The 21,282-nt window shown below is 64.5% G+C and carries 20 protein-coding genes; 9 read left to right on the top strand and 11 right to left on the bottom strand.

All coding sequences use genetic code 11. The features are described from left to right. The first annotated feature begins 40 nt into the window (after window positions 1-40). Window positions 41-628, top strand: coding sequence for an HAD family hydrolase (locus tag B3M58_RS18295; RefSeq protein WP_296221271.1), 588 nt, complete (start codon window positions 41-43; stop codon window positions 626-628). Between the two features lie 96 nt (window positions 629-724). Here the strand turns inward: B3M58_RS18295 and cueR are convergent, their stop codons facing one another. The 3 genes from cueR to B3M58_RS18280 all read right to left on the bottom strand — a co-directional run bounded on the left by cueR (window position 725) and on the right by B3M58_RS18280 (window position 4,279). Next, window positions 725-1,132, bottom strand: coding sequence for a Cu(I)-responsive transcriptional regulator (cueR, locus tag B3M58_RS18290; RefSeq protein ID WP_296221269.1), 408 nt, complete (start codon window positions 1,130-1,132; stop codon window positions 725-727). Window positions 1,133-1,433: 301 nt separating this feature from the next. Beyond that, window positions 1,434-3,818: a heavy metal translocating P-type ATPase gene (locus B3M58_RS18285; RefSeq protein WP_296221268.1), complete on the bottom strand. Its 2,385-nt coding sequence runs from the start codon at window positions 3,816-3,818 to the stop codon at window positions 1,434-1,436. Window positions 3,819-3,886: 68 nt separating this feature from the next. Further along, on the bottom strand, window positions 3,887-4,279 hold the full coding sequence (locus tag B3M58_RS18280; RefSeq protein ID WP_296221267.1) for a hypothetical protein: 393 nt from the start codon (window positions 4,277-4,279) through the stop codon (window positions 3,887-3,889). A gap of 148 nt (window positions 4,280-4,427) precedes the next feature. On the opposite strand from B3M58_RS18280, the gene B3M58_RS18275 reads away from it, so the two are divergent. Next, window positions 4,428-4,625 (top strand): heavy-metal-associated domain-containing protein, encoded by a 198-nt coding sequence (locus B3M58_RS18275; RefSeq protein ID WP_296221265.1) that lies wholly within the window; start codon window positions 4,428-4,430, stop codon window positions 4,623-4,625. Between the two features lie 195 nt (window positions 4,626-4,820). On the opposite strand, the gene B3M58_RS18270 is transcribed toward B3M58_RS18275, so the two are convergent. Further along, on the bottom strand, window positions 4,821-5,444 hold the full coding sequence (locus tag B3M58_RS18270; RefSeq protein ID WP_296221263.1) for a TetR family transcriptional regulator: 624 nt from the start codon (window positions 5,442-5,444) through the stop codon (window positions 4,821-4,823). A 147-nt stretch (window positions 5,445-5,591) separates the two neighbouring features. On the opposite strand from B3M58_RS18270, the gene B3M58_RS18265 reads away from it, so the two are divergent. The 3 genes from B3M58_RS18265 (at window position 5,592) to B3M58_RS18255 (ending at window position 11,425) form a co-directional block, all read left to right on the top strand. Beyond that, entirely contained in the window at window positions 5,592-6,737 is a 1,146-nt protein-coding gene (locus B3M58_RS18265) for an efflux RND transporter periplasmic adaptor subunit (protein ID WP_296221262.1), read from the top strand. Between the two features lie 12 nt (window positions 6,738-6,749). Beyond that, complete coding sequence (locus B3M58_RS18260; protein WP_296221260.1) at window positions 6,750-9,884, top strand: efflux RND transporter permease subunit; 3,135 nt, start codon at window positions 6,750-6,752, stop codon at window positions 9,882-9,884. A gap of 353 nt (window positions 9,885-10,237) precedes the next feature. Then, a complete protein-coding gene (locus B3M58_RS18255; RefSeq protein ID WP_296221259.1) occupies window positions 10,238-11,425 on the top strand; it encodes a Bcr/CflA family multidrug efflux MFS transporter in 1,188 nt (395 codons plus the stop codon). A 7-nt stretch (window positions 11,426-11,432) separates the two neighbouring features. Here B3M58_RS18255 and B3M58_RS18250 read toward each other — a convergent pair whose 3' ends face one another. The 5 genes from B3M58_RS18250 to B3M58_RS18230 form a co-directional block, all read right to left on the bottom strand. Continuing rightward, window positions 11,433-11,612: a hypothetical protein gene (locus tag B3M58_RS18250; protein ID WP_296221258.1), complete on the bottom strand. Its 180-nt coding sequence runs from the start codon at window positions 11,610-11,612 to the stop codon at window positions 11,433-11,435. A gap of 66 nt (window positions 11,613-11,678) precedes the next feature. Beyond that, complete coding sequence (locus B3M58_RS18245) at window positions 11,679-13,538, bottom strand: PAS domain S-box protein (RefSeq protein WP_296221256.1); 1,860 nt, start codon at window positions 13,536-13,538, stop codon at window positions 11,679-11,681. A gap of 199 nt (window positions 13,539-13,737) precedes the next feature. Further along, complete coding sequence (locus B3M58_RS18240; protein WP_296221254.1) at window positions 13,738-14,007, bottom strand: DUF2790 domain-containing protein; 270 nt, start codon at window positions 14,005-14,007, stop codon at window positions 13,738-13,740. Window positions 14,008-14,133: 126 nt separating this feature from the next. Continuing rightward, complete coding sequence (locus B3M58_RS18235; protein ID WP_296221252.1) at window positions 14,134-15,150, bottom strand: zinc-binding alcohol dehydrogenase family protein; 1,017 nt, start codon at window positions 15,148-15,150, stop codon at window positions 14,134-14,136. 23 nt (window positions 15,151-15,173) lie between these two features. Next, window positions 15,174-15,467, bottom strand: coding sequence for a putative quinol monooxygenase (locus B3M58_RS18230; RefSeq protein WP_296221250.1), 294 nt, complete (start codon window positions 15,465-15,467; stop codon window positions 15,174-15,176). 109 nt (window positions 15,468-15,576) lie between these two features. On the opposite strand from B3M58_RS18230, the gene B3M58_RS18225 reads away from it, so the two are divergent. The 4 genes from B3M58_RS18225 (at window position 15,577) to B3M58_RS18210 (ending at window position 19,020) form a co-directional block, all read left to right on the top strand. Continuing rightward, window positions 15,577-16,494, top strand: coding sequence for a LysR family transcriptional regulator (locus B3M58_RS18225; protein ID WP_296221248.1), 918 nt, complete (start codon window positions 15,577-15,579; stop codon window positions 16,492-16,494). An 82-nt stretch (window positions 16,495-16,576) separates the two neighbouring features. After that, a complete protein-coding gene (locus tag B3M58_RS18220; protein WP_296221246.1) occupies window positions 16,577-16,960 on the top strand; it encodes a DUF2946 domain-containing protein in 384 nt (127 codons plus the stop codon). Window positions 16,961-17,071: 111 nt separating this feature from the next. Beyond that, a complete protein-coding gene (locus B3M58_RS18215; RefSeq protein ID WP_296221244.1) occupies window positions 17,072-18,445 on the top strand; it encodes a PepSY-associated TM helix domain-containing protein in 1,374 nt (457 codons plus the stop codon). Window positions 18,446-18,534: 89 nt separating this feature from the next. After that, on the top strand, window positions 18,535-19,020 hold the full coding sequence (locus tag B3M58_RS18210; RefSeq protein ID WP_296221242.1) for a copper chaperone PCu(A)C: 486 nt from the start codon (window positions 18,535-18,537) through the stop codon (window positions 19,018-19,020). Window positions 19,021-19,115: 95 nt separating this feature from the next. Here B3M58_RS18210 and B3M58_RS18205 read toward each other — a convergent pair whose 3' ends face one another. Beyond that, entirely contained in the window at window positions 19,116-20,066 is a 951-nt protein-coding gene (locus B3M58_RS18205) for an adenosine deaminase (RefSeq protein ID WP_296221240.1), read from the bottom strand. Between the two features lie 154 nt (window positions 20,067-20,220). Continuing rightward, window positions 20,221-21,189 (bottom strand): 2-oxoglutarate and iron-dependent oxygenase domain-containing protein, encoded by a 969-nt coding sequence (locus B3M58_RS18200; protein WP_296221239.1) that lies wholly within the window; start codon window positions 21,187-21,189, stop codon window positions 20,221-20,223. Between the last annotated feature and the right edge of the window lie 93 nt (window positions 21,190-21,282).

Genomic DNA, 21,282 nt, shown 5'->3' with positions numbered 1-21,282 from the left:
ACGCGTTATTCTGCGTGCATGACTGAGCGCCTTGGGGGCAATGATGCTGGCACGTTTCAAGCATTGGATATTCGACATGGACGGCACCCTGACCCTGGCGGTGCACGACTTCGAGGCGATCAAGCGGGCGCTGGCGATTCCGCCGCAGCAGGACATCCTTCACCACCTGGCGGCCCTGCCAGAGTCGGAAGCCGCAGCCAAGCACGCCTGGTTGCTGGCGCACGAGCGCGAGCTGGCGTTGACCGCGCAGCCGGCGCCGGGGGCGATCGAACTGGTGCACGCCCTGCAAGCGCGCGACTGCCGGCTGGGCATCCTCACGCGCAACGCGCATGAGCTGGCGCTGCTGACCTTGCAGGCGATTGGCCTGGGCGACTGCTTTGCCACAGCGGACATCCTTGGCCGTGACGAAGCACCGCCAAAACCCCACCCCGGCGGTTTGCTGCATTTTGCCGAACGCTGGCAGGTGGCGCCGAATGAGCTGGTGATGGTTGGCGATTACCGCTACGACCTGGAGTGCGCCCGCGCCGCCGGCGCGTTCAGTGTGCTGGTCAATCTCGCGGAAAACCCCTGGCCGGAGCTGGTCGATCACTTCGCCGTGGATTGCGCGGCGTTACGCCAGGCGCTGTAGGGTTCTGATCCAGCCGGCGTTGTGCTTGGTGGACCAGCCTTCGGCATGGCCGCCCTACACTGCGGCAGACCCTGAACGTCGCAGCCTGGTCCAGCGTCAACTGTTCGTGTGACCGCCGCCGGATTCCAGGTCCTTGAGGATCGGGCAGTCCGGGCGGTGGTCGCCGTGGCAATCCTCGATCAACTCCTGCAGGGTGTCGCGCAGGCCGCTGAGTTCGGCGATCTTGCGGTTCAGCTCGACGATATGTTCGGCGGCCAGGGCTTTGACGTCGGCGCTGGCGCGTTGGCGGTCCTGCCACAGCGCCAGCAGCTTGCCCACTTCGGCGAGGGAAAAACCCAGGTCGCGGGCGCGCTTGATAAACGCCAGGCGATGCAGATCCTGTGCGCTGTACTGGCGGTAGCCACTCTCGCTACGCCCGGCGTCCGGCAGCAGCGCGATGCTTTCGTAGTAGCGGATCATCTTCGCGCTGAGGCCGGTTTTGTGTGCGGCTTGGCCGATATTCATAGGCGGTCTCCAAACATTGTTCGTAGGTTGGGTTAGCGGCGGCTGCACTCCCGAGCAAGCCACAGATGCGAGACGCCGTGTAACCCAACAGAGCGTCAGCAGGTACGCCGCAATGATGGGGTACGCCGCACAGAAAACGCGGTCTTGCCGGGCATCGCCGGGGCGGCTAACCCATCCTACGGTCTGTCCGTGAAATCGTGATCGCGGTCAGTGGTGACCCTTCGGCTTCCAGTATGTAGGGCGGACATGGCGCAGCCTTGTCCGCCAATCGGTGGCAACCGCGGACCCGCCGCTCTACGGGTCATGGTTTCGGCTTCCAGGTTTTCAGCAGCAGGGCATTGCTCACCACGCTGACGCTGGAGAGGGCCATGGCGGCGCCGGCCAGCATCGGGTTGAGCAGGCCGAAGGCGGCCAGCGGGATGCCGATCAGGTTGTAGACGAAGGCCCAGAACAGGTTCTGGCGGATCTTGTTGTAGGTGCGCCGGCTGATGTCCAGCGCCGCGGGCACCAGGCGCGGGTCGCCGCGCATCAGGGTAATGCTGGCGGCGTGCATGGCCACGTCGGTGCCGCTGCCCATCGCGATGCCGACATCCGCGGCGGCGAGCGCCGGCGCATCGTTGATGCCGTCGCCGACCATCGCCACCACGCCCTGCTGCTTCAGCTCGTCGATGATCCTGGCTTTGTCGGCGGGCAGCACGTTGGCGTGCAGCGCGTCGATGCCCAGGGCGTTGGCCACGGCCGAGGCGCTGCCGAGGTTGTCGCCGCTGATCAGGTGGCTGCGAATGCCGCGCGCGCTGAGTTGCTCGATGGCGTCGCGAGCGCCGTCCTTGAGCGTATCACCAAAGGCGAACAGCCCCAGCAGGCGCGTTTGCGGCGCCTGCTCGATCAGCCAGGACAACGTGCGGCCCTCGGCTTCCCAGGCCTGCGCCAATGTCGCCAGTTCGCCGGCCGGTAATCCGCTGTCGTGCAGCAGGCGGGCGTTGCCCAGGGCCAGGCGGCGCTCGCCGAGTTGCCCGGCGATACCGCGCCCGGCCAGGGCCTGGCTGGCGCTGACTGCCGCCAGCGGCAATTGCTGCGCGCTGCAGGCGTCGAGCACCGCCTTGGCCAGCGGGTGTTCGCTGCCGCGTTGCAGGGCGCCGGCCAGTTGCAGCAGGCTGTTGCTGTCGCCATCGATGGCCTGCAGGTGGGCGATTTTCGGGGTGCCGGAGGTCAGCGTGCCGGTCTTGTCGAAGGCCACCGCGGTGACGCCATGGGCGACTTCCAGTGCTTCGGCGTCCTTGATCAGGATGCCATGGCGCGCGGCCACGCCGGTGCCGGCCATGATCGCGGTCGGCGTGGCCAGGCCGAGGGCGCAGGGGCAGGCGATGACCAACACCGCGACGGCGTTGAGCAGCGCCACTTGCAGCGGCGCACCGAGCATCAGCCAGGCGACCAGGGTGGCCAGGGCGATCAGCAATACCGCCGGGACGAACACCTGGCTGACTTTATCCACCAGCTTCTGGATCGGTGCTTTGGCGGCCTGGGCGTCTTCCACCAGGCGAATGATCTGCGCCAGCACGGTTTCCGCGCCCAGTGCGCCGATTTCCACCCGCAGTTGACCTTCGCCGTTGATCGCCCCGGCGGTGACCCGGTCGCCTGGCTCCTTGGCCTGGGGCAGGCTCTCGCCGCTGATCAGCGCTTCATCGGCATGGCTGCGCCCCTCCAGCACGCGGCCGTCGACCGGGAAGCGCTCGCCGGGCTTGACCAGAATCTGCTCGCCAAGCGCCAGCGCGCCGAGGGCGACCCATTCCTCCTGGCCGTCGCGCAGGCGCAGGGCGCGCTCCGGGCGCAACGCCTGCAAGGCGCGGATGGCGCTGCTGGTCTGGCGTTTGGCGCGGCTTTCCAGGTACTTGCCGAGCAGAATCAGGGCAATGATCACCGCCGACGCCTCGAAGTACAGGTGTGGCATCTCGCCGGTCGGGGTAATCGCCCACTGGTACAGGCTCAGGCCGTAACCGGCGCTGGTGCCGATGGCGACCAGTTGGTCCATGTTGCCGGCGCCCGCACGCAGGGCGCGCCAGGCGGCACGGTAAAAGCGTGCGCCGAGGACGAACTGCACCGGCGTGGCCAGGGCGAACTGCAACCAGGCCGGCAGCATCCAGTGCAGGCCGAAGGGCGCCAGCAGCATCGGCAGCACCAGCGGCGCGGCCAGCAGCAGGGCGAGCAGCAGCGCCCAGCGCTCGCGGCGCAGCAGGCGATCCGCCTCGCCGACAGCGTTTGGTTGCGCCTCGTCCAGCACGGTCGCGCGGTAACCGGCTGCCGCGACGGCTTGCAGCAGGTTGTCGAGGTTGCTGCCTGGGGCGACGCGCAGCTGCGCCTGCTCGGTGGCCAGGTTGACGCTGACCGCCAGCACCCCGGGTTGCTGGCCGAGGGCGCGCTCGACGCGGCCGACGCAACTGGCGCAGGTCATCCCGCCGATGTTCAGCTCCAGACGCTCGCTGGGTACCTGATAACCGGCTTTTTCCACGGCGCCGATCAATGCGCCGAGGCTCTCGCGCGGCGCCTGGATGCGTGCCTGTTCGGTGGCCAGGTTGACGCTGGCGCTGGCGACCAGGGGCACGTTGCGCAGGGCGCGTTCGACCCTGCCGGCGCAACTGGCGCAGGTCATGCCGCCGATCGGCAGGTCGAAGGTGGTCAGGCTGGACATGGGCGTTCTCCCGTGAGTTCGCCCTTAGGATCAACCTTGACCTTGGGGTAAGGTCAAGTGCTTTGCCGTTATTGGCTGGCCGGTGCCGGCAGCACGTACAGCCCCGAGGTGCTCAGGGCGATGCGCAGGCGGCGTACTTCGCCGGCCTGCAACACCAGCGGTTCAGACTTGAGCTGAGTGATGCCCGGCTGACAGGTCTGCGTGCCGATCACCCCGAGGCGCAGAGAAACTGGGCCGGGCGGCAGGTTGAACGCCACCGATTGGCCCTGGTACAGGCGGGCGGCGAGTTGGTCTTGCAGGTACAGGCCGATTTCGCAGGGCGTGGCCACTTCCAGGCGCTCGCGCGAAATAATCAGCACCGCGTAACCGTCGGCCTGCGGCGTCAGTGCCGGCACCACTTGGGCAGATGTCAGGCTGGAGAACAGCAGGCCGAGCAGGGCCAGGGTGGCTAAACGGGGCATGGCACACCTCCCACGCACGTGATGAACTGCATTGAGCGTGGTCGAGGTCGGCGGATTGGACAAGTGGCGGGCTTGACCTTGCCACGCTGGCAAGCCGAATACTGCGAGCCAGCCGCGGATTGTCCGGGTGCTTATGTGGAGGTAAGCGATGCAGGTATTCAAGGTGCAAGGCATGTCATGCGGGCATTGTGTGCGGGCGATTACCCAGGCCGTGCAGGCGCGCGATCAGGCCGCCGAGGTGCAGGTCGATCTGGCCGGCGGAGAGGTGCGCGTGGCCAGCCGATTGTCTGTAGAAGAGCTAACCGAGGCAATTCGCCAGGAGGGCTACGAGGTAAGCCTGGCCTAGCTTATGCGCTGAACTCGGTTAGTGCGCTGTCTCAGAAATAGCCATCGGTTCCGTAGGCTGGGTTACGCGGCGTTCGGCAAATGTGTCGCCTGTACCTTGGAGGCCTGCGCCGCTAACCCAGCCAACGAGGTTGCTGCGCTTGCCTGCTAGCCGTGAAGAACCTTTTTAGGCAGGCATAGCCAAAAACGGCGGCGCTCAGACCTGCCAGTCGCGGATCAAGCCGCGAAAGCAGGCGTCGATCATCGGCGCGGTGTCGTTGAGCGGGTCGAACAGCGTCGGGTCGCGTAGCCAATCGCTGAACAGGCCGATGATCAGCGCGTGCAACGTGCGCGCGGCCAGGCGCGGGGTCATGCCCGGTTGCAGGCGATCAAGCACGCAAGAGCTGCTGAACTGTTGCTCGCAGAGCCCGATAAATTGGTTGATGAAGGCTTCGTGGCGCTCTTCGGCTTCGCGCAGTTCCTCGGTGAACTCGCAACGGCGTAGCAGGATGGTGAAAATTCGCCGCTTCTGTGGGTCCACGGCCAGGCTTTCGATGGCCTCTACACACAGGTCGCGCAGGGCCAGTAACGGATCGCGCTCGGCGCAACCGCTCAAGCGTTCGGCCAACTGCTCGGGTGGCAGGCGCACGTGGCTGAGCATGTCGTGAAACAGATGCGCTTTATTCTCGAAGTGCCAGTACACCGCGCCACGCGTCACGCCGGCGTGACGGGCGATCTGTTCGAGGCTGGTATGCGCCACGCCTTTTTCCAGGAACAACGCCTCGGCCGCCTCGAGGATGGCGCTGCGGGTTTTTTCGGCTTCTTCTTTGGTTCGGCGCATGGCGGCTGGGCGATTTCTGGCTAGGCTCTGCTTTGGGGAACAGAGTGTAATGAATTTAGCGCTCGATGTTCTGTTTACAAACATAAGTGTATGTAATTAGCATCGTCGCCTTTGTGCGCCGTGCCTCGCGTCGTCTCGGAGAGACCTATGTTCTTTGTTCGTCAGCTGCCCTTCGCCCTTGGGATGTTAACCGCCAGCGCTCTGCTGCCTGTGGCCCTGGCAGGGAATGCACCGCCCGCACCGGAAGTGGTGGTGGAAATCGTCAAGACGGCGGCCTTTCCCCTGGAGCTGGAGTATTCGGCGCGTACTGCGGGGTTTCGCGAGGTGCAGGTGCGCGCCCAAGTCAGTGGCATTTTGCAGGAGCGCACCTACCTGGAGGGCAGTCAGGTCAAGCAGGGCCAGGTGATGTTTCGCATCGATGCGCGCACTTACCAGGCTGCCCTGGCGCGCGCCAAAGGTGCGTTGGCGCAGGAGCAGGCGCGCTACCGGCAGACCGAGCGTGACCTCAAGCGCATCCGCGAGTTGCAGAAGAAGGGCTTCGCCAGCGAAAGCGAGCTGGACAACGCGATTTCCAACTTCGAGCAGAGCAAGGCGAATATCCAGGCGGCCGAAGCCGAGGTGCAATCCAAGCAGATCGACCTCGACTACACCACGGTGAAGGCGCCGATCTCCGGTATCACCAGCAAGGAAACGGTCTCCGAGGGCAGCCTGATGGTGGCCGGCGATCCGAGTGCCAGCCTGTTGACCAATATCACCCAGCTCGACCCGATCTACGTCAACTTCGCCGCCCCGGACAATGATGTGGAAACCGTACGCAGCGGTTTGCAGAGTGGCGCGTTGCTGCTCGAAGGCGGGCAAATGAGCGTGCAGATCATGTTCGGCGACGGCTCCAGCTACCCGCTGGAAGGCAAGGTCGACTTTACCGACAGCCTGGTCGACCGCGGCACCGGCACCGTCGGCGCCCGCGCGGTGGTGCCTAACCCGGAGCAGAAGTTGCTGCCCGGCCAGTTCGTGCGGGTGCTGGTCAAGGGCATCAGCCTGCCCAGCGCCATGACCGTACCCGAGCGCGCGGTGGCGCAGGGGCCGCGTGGCACTTTCGTGTATGTGGTGGACGGCGAGGGCATCGCGCGCATGCGCGAGGTCAGTACCGGCCGCACCGGCAATGGCCGCTGGGTGATCGAGTCTGGCGTCAGCGAAGGCGATCGGGTGATTGTGGAAGGCTTGCCCAAGGTGCGCCCGGATACCCCGGTCAGCGTCAGCGATGCCGCTGAGCCGCCCGCCAAGCAATCTTAGGGAGCTTCTCCGGTGATCTCACGCTTCTTTATCGACCGCCCGGTATTTGCTGCAGTCATCTCCATCGTCATCGTGCTCGCCGGCCTGATGGCCATGCGTGCGCTACCGATTGCCCAATACCCACAGATTCTGCCGCCGCAGGTCTCGGTCAATGCAACCTATGCCGGCGCCAGCGCCCAGGTGATCGCGGAAACCGTCGCCGCGCCGCTGGAACAGTCGATCAATGGCGTCGAGGGCATGATCTACCAACAGTCCAACTCCGGCGGCAACGCCATGAGCCTGTCGGTGTATTTCGAAGTCGGCCGCGACCCCGATCAGGCCACTATCGACGTTAACAACCGGGTGCAGGCCGCCCTGGCCAAGTTGCCGGAAGAAGTGCGCCGCCAGGGCGTCAAGGTGGTGAAAAAGTCCTCGGACATTCTCCAGGTGGTTACCCTGTTTTCCCCGGACGGCTCGCGCGATCCGGTGTATATCAGCAACTACGCGCTGATCAACGTGATCGACGAACTCAAGCGCCTGCCCGGCGTCGGCGATGTCAGCCAGTTCGGCTCGAAAGACTATTCCATGCGCATCTGGCTGCGCCCGGACAAGCTGGCGCAGTACAACCTGACGCCCACCGATGTGGTCAACGCGATCCGCGAACAGAACTCGCAATTCGCCGCCGGCAGCTTCGGTCAGCAGCCGCTGGAGCAGGATCAGGACTTCACCTATACGGTAACCACCCAGGGCCGTTTCACCGATCCGGCCGAGTTCGAGAGCGTGATCCTGCGCAGCGATGCCACCGGCGCCAGCTTGTTGCTCAAAGATGTCGCGCGGATCGAGTTGGGCGCTCAGGACTATTCCCTGATGACCTCCCTCAACGGTCAACAGAACGCTGCCTTCGGCGTTTACCTGCAACCGGGCGCCAACGCCCTGGATACCGCCGACGCGGTGGCGGTCACCCTGGAGCGACTGTCGCAGAGCTTCCCCAGCGGCATGACCTACAAAATCCCCTACGACACCACCAAATTCGTCCGGGTGTCGATCACCGAGGTGATCCACACCTTCTTCGAGGCACTGGTGCTGGTGGTGCTGGTGGTGTTTATCTTCCTGCAGAACTGGCGCGCCACGCTGATCCCGGTGCTGGCGATTCCGGTATCGCTGGTCGGCACCTTCGCCGGCATGTACATGCTCGGTTTCTCGATCAACCTGCTGACGTTGTTCGGCATGGTGCTGGCCATCGGCATTGTGGTCGACGACGCCATTGTGGTGATCGAGAACGTCGAGCGGGTGATGGCCACCGACAAGATCGGCCCGCGCGAGGCGACCATCAAGGCCATGGAGGAGGTGACCGGACCGATCATCGCCATCGTGCTGGTGCTCTGCGCGGTGTTCGTGCCGGTGGGTTTTCTCGGCGGCCTGGCCGGGGAGATGTATAAACAGTTCGCCATCACCATTGCCGTGTCGGTGGTGATTTCCGGCATCGTCGCACTGACCTTGAGCCCGGCGCTGTGCGCCCTGCTGCTCAAGCCGGGGCATCACGAGCCGGCGGCGCCGTTCCGCGCCTTCAACCGGGTCTTCGACCGCTTCACCAACGGTTACACCGCCGGGGTGCGCTTCTTCCTCAAGCGTTCGCTGGTCGGCTTGCTGCTGTTTGGCGGGATGATCGCCTTGATGGTCGTGCTGTTCAGCCGGGTGCCCAGCTCTTTGGTGCCGGATGAAGACCAGGGCTATGTGATCAACGCCTATTTCCTGCCGCCGGCCGCCTCGCTGACCCGCACCGAGAAGCTCACCAGTGACGTGACCCAGCAATTGATGGCGCACCCTGCGGTGCAGGATGTGGTGACCTTCGCCGGTTTCGACGTGCTGACCTTCGGCACCCGCAGCAACGCCGGGGTGTCGTTCGTGCCGCTGAAGGACTGGAGCGAGCGCACCACGCCGGAATTGGACGCGCGCAATCTGACGCGTGAATTTATGGGCATGGGCGCCGCGCAGAAGGATGGCGTGGTGATGACCTTCAACCCGCCACCGATCACTGGCATGAGCACCACCGGCGGTTTTGAAGGCTATATCCAGGATCGCAGCGGCGCGGGCACCGCGCAGTTGGCAGAGCGGGTCAACAGCTTCCTCGCCGCAGCGCGCAAGCGCCCGGAACTGGCGGGCGTGCAAAGCACCTTCAGCGCCGATGTGCCGCAGTACTACATCGACCTCGACCGCACCAAGGCGCGCGCGCTGGGGGTGTCGATCACCGATGTGTTCACCGCCATGCAGGCGACATTCGGCAGTTACTACGTCAACGACTTCAGCCTGTTCGGCCGCACCTTCCAGGTCAGCTTGCAGTCCGAATCGGAATTCCGCCGCAAGCCTGAAGACCTGTCCCAGGTGTATGTGCGGTCGGCCGGTGGCGAACTGGTGTCGCTGGCGACCCTGGTCAAGGTCGAGCGGATTCTCGGCCCGGACACCTATGCGCGGTTCAACGTCTACCCGGCGGCGAAAATCCTCGGTGGCCCGGCGCCGGGCTTCAGCTCCGGGCAGGCCTTGGCGGCGGTGCAGGAAGTGGCGGACGAGGTACTCGGCAGCGACTACAGCATCGGCTGGACCGGTTCGGCCTACCAGGAACTGGCGACCCAGGGCTCTGGCAGCACGGCGTTCGTCTTCGGTCTGATCATGGTGTTTTTGATCCTCGCCGCGCAGTACGAGCGTTGGACCCTACCGCTGGCGGTGGTCACCGCGGTGCCGTTCGCGGTGTTCGGGGCGATCCTCGCGGTGTGGCTGCGCGGCATCGAGAACGACGTGTACTTCCAGGTCGGCCTGGTGACGCTGATCGGTCTGGCGGCGAAGAACGCCATCCTCATCGTCGAGTTCGCCGTGCTGTGCCGAAAGCAGGGCATGGGCATCTTCGAGTCGGCGCTGGAGGCCTCGCGCCTGCGTTTCCGGCCGATCATCATGACCTCGCTGGCCTTTATCCTCGGCGTTGTACCGCTGGCCATCAGCAGCGGCGCCGGCTCGGCCAGCCGTCACTCGATCGGTACTGGGGTGATCGGCGGCATGCTCGCCGCCACCGTGCTGGCGATCTTCTTGATCCCGATGTTCTACCTGTTGGTGGAGTCGCTGGCGGCCAAGCTGAGCAGCCGGCGCAACCCGCGCGAAGAGGTGGCCGAGCCGTAAGCTGGGTTAGGCGCGCCGTGTACCCTCCGTCGTTACCAGAGTCGTAGGGCGGAGATGCCGCAAGGCTTGTCCGCCATCCGGGCGCAAGAGGTGGAAACGCAATTCGTAGCCCGGCGGCAAGCCGGGCGTTTTGTGCGTCGATGACCGATGAATAGGTTATATACCCGCGCGGTAGGCTGGGTTGCACTTGGCGATAGCCACGCTGCCGCGGCTGAATTGCCGAGGGGCAAGCATCGGCGGTGGACAAGGCTGAGCCATGGCCACCCTGCGCAAGCGCGACTGTCCGCACTGTTATACGCCGCGCGCCGGATGCGGCGTCGGTCGATAAATAGCCTTACCCGCTTTGGATGCCCATGCCGTTACGTATTCTGCTGATTCTTGGCGCCTTGAGCGCTTTTGGCCCGTTGGCCATCGATTTCTACCTGCCGAGCTTTCCCGCCCTGGCACGGGCGTTCGCCACCGATGTCGAGCATGTGCAGCTGACGTTGGCGGCCTATTTCGCCGGTCTGGCCATCGGCCAGCTGCTGTATGGGCCATTGGCCGACCGCTTTGGGCGGCGTGGCCCAGTATTGGCCGGGGTGCTGCTGTTTACCCTGGCGTCGCTGGCCTGCGCCGTGGCGCCGAGTCTTGAGTGGTTGATCGCTGCACGTTTCGTCCAGGCCTTGGGCGGTTGCGCGGGCATGGTGGTGTCGCGGGCGGTGGTGCGCGACTTGTGTGACCCGATTACCTCGGCCAAGGTGTTTTCCCAGTTGATGCTGGTGATGGGCCTGGCGCCGATTCTCGCGCCGCTGGCCGGCGGGTTGCTGCTGAGCAGCCTGGGCTGGCCGTCGATCTTCGTCTGCCTGACGCTCTTCAGCGCGGTGTGCTTGGTGGCTGTGGCCTGGTGGCTACCGGAAACCCTGGCGGCGGATGCGCCCAAAGCACCCTTGCGCGGTGCGCTGGGCGAATACCGGCGGTTGTTCGGCGACCTGCCGTTTCTCGGTCATGCGCTGACGGGTGGGTTGGCGATTGCCGGGATGTTCGCCTATATCGCCGGCTCGCCCTTCGTCTTCATCGAACTGTATGGCGTACCCGCCGAGCACTACGGTTGGCTGTTCGGCAGCAATGCGTTGGGTTTCATTCTGGCCGCGCAATTGAATGCCTGGCTGGTGGTGCGCCACGGCCCAGGTTATTGGCTGCGGCGCACGGTGTGGTTCTACCTGGCGTGTGGGGTCGCGTTGTTGGCGGTTGCGCTGGTGCGGCCGATGGCGTTGTGGCCATTGCTGCTGCCGTTATTCGGCTGCATAGCCAGCCTCGGCATCCTCCTGCCAAACGCCTCGGCCTGCGCCATGGCCGGGCAGGGACGACATGCCGGGAGTGCCTCGGCCTTGCTTGGCAGCGTGCAGTTCGCGATTGCTGCCAGCGCCGCCGCGTTGGTCGGCGCACTGCACGATGGCAGTGCCTGGCCAATGGCGCTGGTGATTTGCGGCTGCGGCGTGCTGGCCGTGCTGTTCTCGCGCGTTACCCGCTGGGCCGAGCGGCGTGCCGGACACCCGGGCTGAGCAGCGCTCAGCTGGCGACGCGCTGCTCGGGTAACGGCAAGCGGTGCGGTGCCTGCAAGCGTGATTCGAGGGTGGCCACGAACTGCCGGGCTTCGGCTTCGCTGCGAAAGGTCACGCTGTTGTTGGCGAAGCAGACCTGCCAGCAGATACCGTCGGGCTTGTTCAGCGGCTGAATGCGGATGTTCATGGTCGGCACCTCCTAGACACGGAAAATCTAGTCTAGCCAGCCCATGTGAATTTTCCCTGACCGTGGTCAAGTGAACGACTGACGGTCATCACGGATGGCGCCAATCGAGGTAAACCGCTCACTGGCTGCCTGCTGCACGGCCAGACCGGCCAGGCGGGTGAACTCGGTGACCAGGGCAATATCGGCGGCACTCGGCCTGGCCGGTTTGTTGTAGTAAATCCCGAAGGTGCCGAGTACCTGGCCGTTGTCATCCTTGAAGGGCAGCGACCAGCAGGCGCGTAGGCCGGCGGCTTGCGCATCGTTCTGGAAATTGCGCCAGTAGGGATGGCTGCCGAGGTCTTCGACGATCACCAGTTCGCCGCTGCGTGCGGCATGTCCGCAGGAGCCGACTTCAAGGGCCGCTTCGATGCCGTCGATGGCTTGGCGGTAGGCCATGGGCAGGTTGGGGGCGGCTGCCACGTGCAGGCGCTGGTGGGCGTCGAGCAGCATGATCGACACCAGCATGTGTGGGTGCAGGTCTTGCAGGCGCCGGCTGATGCCCTCGAGGATGCTGGTCAGGGGGCGTCGACCCAGCAGTTCGTCGAGCACGGCATTGCGCGCCTGTTGCAGCTCCTGGTTCTGGTAGCGCTCGTGAATGTCACGCAGGCTGCCGCGCAGGTGTTGCCCAGGCAGGTTGCGCGTCAGGTGCAGTTCGACCCAGCGCAATTGCCCTTGGCGTGTCAGCAGGCGGTATTCGTTGCGCAGCGTGGCGTACTCGCCACGGGCGATGGCGGCCAGTTGTTCGCTCAGGCGGATGCCATCGTGGGCATCGAAGAACTGGGTCAATGAGCGGCCGATGCTTTCATAGCTGGCGTAACCGCTGAGCCGCTCCCAGGCCGGGTTGAGAAAGGTCAGGTGGGCGTTGGCATCGGTCAGGATGATCACGTCGTTGAGTTGTTCGACCAGCTCGCGGTAGCGCGCCTCGCTGGCATGCAGTTCGCCGTAGATCTGCTTCTGTTCGCTGAGGTCGATGTCGACGCAGTACAGCTCCGGTTGATCGCGGTTGTTGCGCAGCATCGAGTGGCTGGAATAGACCCACACTCGGCTGCCGTTTTTGCGCTGCAATTGCAGCTCCGCCGCGGGAATCGCCGGGCCGCCGAGGAGCCAGGTGTTGATCGCGCTGGCCACCTGGTTGCGCAGCGCCGGCGGCACGATCAGCTCCTCCAGGCGCTTGCCCATCGCCTCTTGCAGGCTGTAGCCATACAGCTGGGTGCTGGCCTGGTTCCAGTAAATCACCCGGCGTTCGCGGTCGTAGCCTTGCACGGCAATCCGTGGCGTTTGCTCGAACAGTTGGCGAAAGCGTTGTTCGCTCTCGCGCAGTGCGGCCTCGTCGCGCTTCTGGTTGCTGACGTCCTGCACGGTGCCGAGAATCTGCCCGCTGTCGTCGATTTCGCCACGCAGCATCAGCCAGGTGGCGTATTGCCGGTGCGGTTGGTGCAGGCGGGCACTGATGGCCAGCGGCGTGCGCTGCTCAAGCAGGGTGTGAATGGCGCGCTGCACGCTGGCACGTTCGGCCGGGTGCAGCCAGTTGAGCAGTTGTTCGATGCTACTGGAGGCGCTGCCCGCGTCGCGGCCGAGCAGTTGCAGGGCTTCCTGGCTCCAGTGAAAGCGCCCGTCGTATTCCCAGTTGCCCAGCGCGGCATTGCGCTGCGCTTGTTGCAGCAAGCGCGTGTTATGGGTCAGGGCATCGAGCAAGGCGCGTTGCGCCAGGCGGTCGCGGTAGCTGACGTAAAAGATCAGCACGCTGCTGAGCAGGACGAAGGTCAAGCCCTTGATGGTTTGCAGGCGCGCGGTCAGTTCGCTGTTCGACATCAGGGCCGTCAGCAGGTAGTCGCTGGAGAGAATCCAGGCGGTACTGAAGAGGATATACACGCTTGCCAGGCGCATGGGCGCTACTAGATCGGGTCGCATCCTTACCGCCGAAGAGTCGCAGGTTAGCGGGAGACGGCTGGGCATCGCGCCAATTCGCTCGGCGCTATTGAGAGTCTAGTCGGCCACTAATCGATTGCGTGGCGAAAGGCAGTGTGGCGCGTAAAAAAATCAGGCGCCGGCTAAGGTGGCCGGCGCCTGAGGTGGTGCCTGTCGATCAGTTGCTGCGGTCGTAGCCACCCAGCTCCAGGTAGTTGACCTTGCGCAGCATGCCGCTGCTGTCGATGAAGGTGATGGTTGCCGGCACGACCCCCATCTTGTCCGAGTTATCGGTAATGTGGATGACCCGCTGGATGTCCAGGTGCATGCCGTAGTGGTAATCCACCGCCTGCACATCCTTGGCATTGGTGGTGAGTGGGGTTTGCGCGAAGGCCGAGCCGGCGAAGCCGAAGACTGCAGCGAGGGCGAGGGGCATAAGGCGTTTCATGATGGTGACCTCGTAAGGATGTTCTACGACTCAATGGACGCATGAGTCGCAGTGGCGTTACGCGGTGCTATTACCGTTGGTCGGTGTGCCCAGGGCCAGTCGGCGACTGAACCCTGGGCGGCCGGCTTAAAAACCTTCGAGGACGATCTTGCCCTTGGCCGTGCCGCTTTCCAGCAGCGCATGGGCGCGGCGCAGGTTGGCCGCGTTGATGGTGCCGAAGTGCTCGCCGAGGGTGGTTTTCAGCACCCCGGCATCGACCAGTTCGGCGACTCGTTCGAGCAGGCGGTGCTGTTCGATCATGTCGGCGGTTTCGTACAGCGAGCGGGTGTACATCAGCTCCCAGTGCAACGACAGGCTCTTGCGCTTGAGCTTCAGTACATCCAGCGGCTGCTGCGGGTCGTCGATCAACGCCAGGCGGCCCTGTGGCGCCAGGGCTTCGATCAGTTGCTCGAAGTGCTGGTCGGTCTGGGTCAGGCTGGCGACGTGGGTCACCTGGTCGATGCCGATACGCTTGAGCTCTGCGCTCAGCGGCTGGCTGTGGTCGATCACATGGTGCGCGCCGAGCTCACGCACCCAGGCCTGGGTTTGCGGGCGCGAGGCGCTGCCGATCACGGTCAGGCCGGTAAGCTGGCGCGCCAGTTGGGTGAGGATCGACCCGACCCCACCGGCGGCGCCGACGATCAGCAGGCTCTGGCCCTCATCGGCGCTGCCCTGGCGGATCTGCAACCGCTCGAACAGCAGCTCCCAGGCGGTGATCGCGGTCAGCGGCAGGGCGGCGGCGGCGGCGAACGACAGGCTCTTGGGCATATGCCCGACGATGCGTTCGTCCACCACATGCAGTTCGCTGTTGGCCCCCGCCCGGTGGATCGCCCCGGCGTAATACACCCGGTCGCCGGGTTGGAACAGGCTGACGTCGCTGCCCACGGCGGTGACGATGCCGCTGGCATCCCAGCCGAGCACCTTGGCGTCGTCGTTTTCCGGGGCGACGTTGCGGCGGATCTTGGTGTCCACCGGGTTGACCGAAATGGCATGGACTGCCACCAACAGGTCGCGCGGGCCGGGTGTGGGTTCTGCCAGTTGCACATCTTGCAACGACTCGGGGTGTTCTGCGGGCAGGGACTGGTAGTAGGCGATGGCTTTCATGCGTGCTCCTTGAGAGAGGGAAATCAGGCGATACGGTGCATGAGTTGCAGGTCGACACCCTGCAAGCGCTCGCCGCAGGTACTGCCGAAGTGCTGGTAATGCGCGGTGTTCTGGTGCTCGTTCAACGCGGCGCTGTTCTGCCACTGTTCGATCATGATGAATCGCTGCGGGTTGTCCTGGTGGCGATGCAGGTCATATTGCAGGCAACCGGCTTCCTGGCGACTGGCAGCGACCAGCAGGCGCAAGCCGGCTTCGACGACCTCGGCCTGACCATCGAGCGCGGTGAGGGTGGCGATCAGAGTGAGCGGCGTGGACATGGCGTGGCTCCAGTGCAATAAGGCGCCCATGCTCGTGGATTTGCGTGGCAAGAAAAACCGCGGCGAAGTAGAGTCTCTTTCAATATTTTTTTGAAAATGGTGGCGCATCATGCTGCGTTTCGATGATTTGCAGCTGTTCGTGCGTACTGCCGAACTCGGTAGCCTGTCCGCCGCCGCGCGCTTGCTGGATATCTCGCCGGCCGTCGCCAGCGCCGCGTTGAAGCGCCTGGAGCGGCAATTGGAAGCGCGCCTGTTCGCCCGCTCCACCCGCAGCCTGCGCCTGACCCCCGAGGGCGAGCTGTTCCTCGCCCATGCGCGCCAGGCCTTGCAGAGCCTGGACGCCGGGCGCCAGCAACTGGCTGGCAGCAAGGTCGGTATCAGCGGGCTGTTGCAACTCTCGGCGCCCTCGGATTTCGGCCGTAACACCTTGCTGCCCTGGCTCGATGAGTTCCAACGGTCTCACCCGCAACTGCACGTGCGCCTGCTGCTCGGCGACCGCGTCACCGACCTGTTTCGCGAGCCGGTGGATATTGCCCTGCGCTATGGCGCGCCGGAGGACTCCAGCCTGGTCGCCTTGCCGGTGGCGGCGAGCAACCGCAGGGTGCTCTGCGCCGCGCCGGATTACCTGGCGCGCCACGGCGAACCGCAAACGGTCGAAGCGCTGGCCGAGCACAACTGCCTGCTGTACATGCTCGGCGGACGGGTGCATGAGCGCTGGCGTTTTCAGGCCGGCAAGCGCGAGCAGAGCCTGACAGTCAGCGGCGACCGGGTCAGCGACGATGCCGATGTGGTGCGCCGCTGGGCCGTGGCGGGTGCTGGGTTGGTGTACAAATCCTGGCTGGACGTGGCCGGCGACGTGCAGGCCGGGCGGCTCAAGGTGCTGATGCCGCAGTGGCTGGGCGAGGCGACGCCGCTCAACCTGATCTGCGCCCACCGTGCGCAACTGAGCAAACCGGTGCACCTGCTGCGCGAATTCGTCCAGGCGCGTTGCAGCGAGTTGCTGGCGCACGCGCCGTGGCAGCACTAGGCTTGTCGGGGGATCGGCTGCGGCAATCCACCACAGCGCGCTCCGCTTGTTCCACCGACAGCAACTGCTAGAGTCGCCCGCCATGAAACTGGCCCGCACCGACCGTTCACTGATTGCCTGGATGCTGTATTTCAGCGTTCTGTTCAGTGCGTTCGCCTGCAGCATCGGCCACGGTCAGATGGCCGGCATGCAACTCAGCGGCCTGGATGGCCAGTACTGCTCCTTCGACGGCAATTTCGGCGCCGGGGCAGATCTGCGCGGCTCCGGTATCGCCCCACTGAACCCTGCCAGCGGTTCCGGTTGCTCGCTCAGTTCGACCTTCAGCGCCATCATCCTCGCCGCGTTTTTCGGCCTGCTCGGGCTACTCAGCGCCAGTCTCCCGCCGCTGGCCGCACCCACCTTCGTTCCGCGTCCCGTCCGCTACCTCTGGCCCTCGGCCAACCCCCGCGCCTCTCCATCGATCTAGCGAATAGCCACTGGCGTGCGCATTGCGCGACGCCTTCCCGGACATTCTCTGCCGTTCCCTTGCCCTGCACTGCGTGCAGGCGTGGTGTTCGCGATCTATTGGAGTTGCAGCATGAACAAGCGCGCCCCTTCCTTTTACAACCTGGCCTGGCGCTGGCATTTCTACGCTGGGCTGTTCGTTATCCCGTTTCTGATCCTGCTGTCGCTCACTGGGATCATCTACCTGTTCAAGCCGCAGCTTGATCAGCTGATGTACCCCGAACTGTTGCAGGTGCCGGTGGCGGCGCAGCCGATCAGCGCCGATCAGCAGCTGGCGGTGGTGCGGCAGGCGTACCCGCAGGCGCTGATCAAACAGTACCTGCCGCCGATAAATGCCGAGCGCAGTGCGCAGTTTGTGATCGAGGCCGAAGGCCAGGGCCTCAACGTGTTTGTCGACCCTTATCGCGGCACGCTGCTCGGCAGCCAGGATGCGCAGAACAACCTGCAAGCCATCGCCCGCCAGCTGCACGGCGAGCTGATGATCGGCACCGTCGGCGACCGCCTGATCGAACTGGCCGCCGGCTGGGGCATCGTGCTGGTGGTGTCCGGCCTGTACCTGTGGTGGCCGCGCGGCAGCTCCGGCGCCGGTGTGCTGTGGCCGCGCCTGAGCGCCCGTGGCCGCCTGCTGTGGCGTGACCTGCATGCGGTGACCGGGTTCTGGGGCTCGCTGTTACTGCTATTCATGCTGCTGACCGGGATGACCTGGACCGGGTTCTGGGGCGCGCAGTTCGCCGGGGCCTGGAACCACTTCCCGGCGGCGATGTGGGATGCCGTGCCGCAGTCCGGCAAGCTCACCGGCAGCCTGAATAACAGCAGCCAGCAGACTGTTGCCTGGGCGGTGGAAACCACACCGCTGCCGGCTTCCGATCCGCATGCCGCGCATAACGGCCATGCCGCCAGCAGTGCGCCCAGCACCGTAGCGCAGGTCAGCTTGCAACAGGTGGTCGACAGCGCCGCCGCGCGCGGCGTGCAGCCGGGTTACAGCATCACAATGCCGAAAGGCGAAACCGGGGTGTACAGCGTGGCGCTATTTGCCGACGACCCGCGTAATGATGCGACCCTGCACCTTGATCAATACAGCGGCGCGGTACTCGCCGATGTGCGCTGGCAGGATTACGGCCCGGTGGCGAAAACCGTGGAAACCGGGGTGATGTTGCATGAAGGCAAGCTGTTCGGTTTGGCCAACCAACTGCTGATGCTCGCGGTGTGCCTGCTGGTGCTGCTCAGCGCCGTCAGCGGCCTGATCATGTGGTGGACGCGGCGGCCGCAAGGCAGCCTGGGGGTTCCGCCGCTGCGCCATGACCTGCCGCGCTGGAAAAGCGCCATCGTCATCATGCTGCTGCTCGGTGCGGCGTTCCCGCTGGTGGGGGCATCCCTGCTGCTGATCTGGGCGCTGGACTGGTTGCTGCTGTCGCGCCTGTCAGGTCAGCGTCTGGCCAACGGTTGAGTCGTTTTCCCGACGCGGGCTTGGCCCGCGTCAAGGCTTCGCGTTACAACACGTGTCATGGACAGTCAGTCCGTTAGTGGAGGAATACCATGTTGTTGAAAAAGACCCTGCTGATCGCCGCATTGCTGAGCCCGAGCCTGTTTGCCAGCGCCCATGAATACAGCGCTGGCGAGCTGCATATCGAGCACCCCTGGTCGCGGGAAATGCCGCCAGTAGCGCCGACGGCGGCGGCCTATTTTGTGGTGCATAACAAGGGCACCGAGGCTGATCGCCTGCTTGGCGTCAGCACTCCAGTGGCCGGCAAGGCCGAGTTGCATGAACATCTCCACGCCGATGGCCTGATGAAGATGCAGCAGGTGCAGAGCGTGGCGATTCCCGCCGGTGGCGAGGTCAAGTTCGCGCCGATGGGCTACCACGTGATGCTGTTCAACCTGAAACAGCAGGCCAAGGACGGCGAGCGCTTCCCGCTGACCCTGACCTTCGAGAAGGCCGGCGCGGTCGAGGTGGAGATCGCGGTGCAGAAGGATGCGCCAGAGGCTGCTGCCGATCACGGGCAGGCACATCAAGGCCATTGACCGGCTCGCATTGCCTCGTGGGAGGCGCTTTAGCGGCGATCCGTCAGCGATAGCGCTGAAAATATCGCGGCTGAAGCCCCTCCCACTGCGGACTCTTATTGCACCAGCCGTGCATCCAGGCTGTTCTGCGCCAGGCGCTTGGCCTGCTCCTGGGTCATGCCCAGGCTGTCGTACAGCGCGGCGAAGTTTTCGGTGACGTAGCCGCCGAAGTAGGCAGGGTCGTCCGAGTTCACTGTCACCTTCACTCCACGTTCGAGCATCTGCAGGATGTTGTGCTGGCGCATGTCGTCGAATACGCAGAGCTTGGTATTCGACAGCGGGCAGACGGTCAGCGGGATCTGCTCGTCGATGATGCGCTGCATCAGCCGCTCGTCTTCGATGGCGCGCACGCCGTGGTCGATCCGCTGAATCTTCAACAGGTCGAGGGCTTCCCAGATGTATTCGGGCGGGCCTTCCTCACCGGCGTGGGCGACGGTCAGCAGGCCTTCGCTGCGTGCCTTGTCGAACACTCGCTGGAACTTGCGCGGCGGGTGGCCCATCTCCGAGCTGTCCAGGCCGACGGCGATAAACGCATCGCGGAACGGCATGGCTTGCTCAAAGGTTTTGAAGGCTTCTTCTTCGGACAAGTGGCGCAGAAAACTCAGGATCAGGCCGTGGCTAATGCCCAACTGTTTCTCGCCATCGACCAGCGCCTGTTTGATGCCGCGCAGCACCACTTCAAAGGGAATGCCACGGTCGGTGTGGGTCTGCGGGTCGAAGAACGGCTCGGTGTGGATCACGTTCTGCGCCTTGCACTTTTGCAGGTAGGCCCAGGTCAGGTCGTAGAAATCCTGCTCGGTGCGCAGCACGTCGGCACCGGCGTAATACAGGTCGAGAAACTCCTGCAGGTTGTTGAACGCGTAGGCGCTGCGCAGCGCCTCGACGTCGTTCCAGGGCAGTTTGATCTTGTTGCGCTCGGCCAGGGCAAACAGCAGCTCGGGCTCCAGCGAGCCTTCCAGGTGCAGGTGCAGTTCGGCCTTGGGCAGGGCATTGAGCCAGTCGTACATGGTCAGGTCTCGTTATCAGGCTGAGGTGCCGCAAAGTTTAACCGCTGAGACAGGATTTCGCCGAATCGGCCTGTGTAGGGTGGACATGGCGAAGCCTTGTCCACCATTGCCGGTTTCGTGGTGGACAAGCCTGGCGGCATGTCCACCCTACGCTTCATGCATCCTTCGCTTCCTCCCGCCGATAGGCATAGGTGTCGGCAAAGCGTGATAGCAGGTAGTCGGCGCTGGTTACTGACGGATACTTGGGCGGATTGGCGGCGTCCGAGCAGTTGGGCAGGCAGCTGATCTCGGTATCCGGGTGCGGCTCGGCGAAGAACGGCATGGAGTAGCGATCAACCCCCAGCGGGCTGATCACCCGGTGCGGGGTCGAGGTGTAACGGTCGTTGCTCCAGCGCGCGAGCATGTCGCCGATATTCACCACAAAGCTGCCGGCAATCGGCGGTGCGTCGATCCATTCACCGTCGCGGTGGCGCACTTGCAGGCCGCCGGCATCGTCCTGGTAGAGCAGGGTGATGCAGCCGTAGTCGGTGTGTGCGCCGGCACCTTGCTGTTCGGCACTGCTGGCGGTGTGGCGCGGCGGGTAGTGGATCATCCGCAGCACGCTGATCGGCTCATGGAAGCGGGTATCGAAGAAGTCGCGCTCGATATCCAGGGCCAGGGTCATGGCGCGCAGCAGGGTTTGCGCCAGCGCCTGCACATCGGCGTAGTGCTGTTCCATCAGTGTGTCCCAACCGGGCAGGTCGGGGTGCCGATTGGCCCCGCGCAGCGGCTTGCCGGCCAAGACCTCTGGATGGTTCAGGTGCATATGGAAACCCATGTCAAAGGTTTCCTTGAGATCGCTCGGCTTGCTCGGGTCGAGCTGCTCGGTGGCAATTGCGCCGTAGCCGCGGTGATGGGCGGTCTGGGTGATATCGATATTGAGCTTTTCTTCCGTAGGTAACGCGAAGAAGGTCTTGGCGGCCGTCAGCAGCTCGGCGATACGCGCCGGGCTGATCGGGTGGCCGGTGATATAGAAGAAACCCCAGTCGCGGCAGGCGCGGTCAATCTGCTCAGCTACGGTGGACCAGGCTGCTTGGTTGTCGCTGTAGAACGGGGCGATATCGATAATCGGTAGGGTATTCATAAGGGCTCCGGGTGGGGGCGTGCTGCGAGTCTTCTCGTACCCAGGGCAGCGAAAAAGGACGATGCCTGGTTAGGGCATCGTCCTTCTGATGCG

The sequence above is a fragment of the Pseudomonas sp. UBA2684 genome, from assembly GCA_002354655.1.
GTDB lineage: Bacteria > Pseudomonadota > Gammaproteobacteria > Pseudomonadales > Pseudomonadaceae > Aquipseudomonas.
This window is presented reverse-complemented; position numbering and strand designations above follow the sequence as displayed.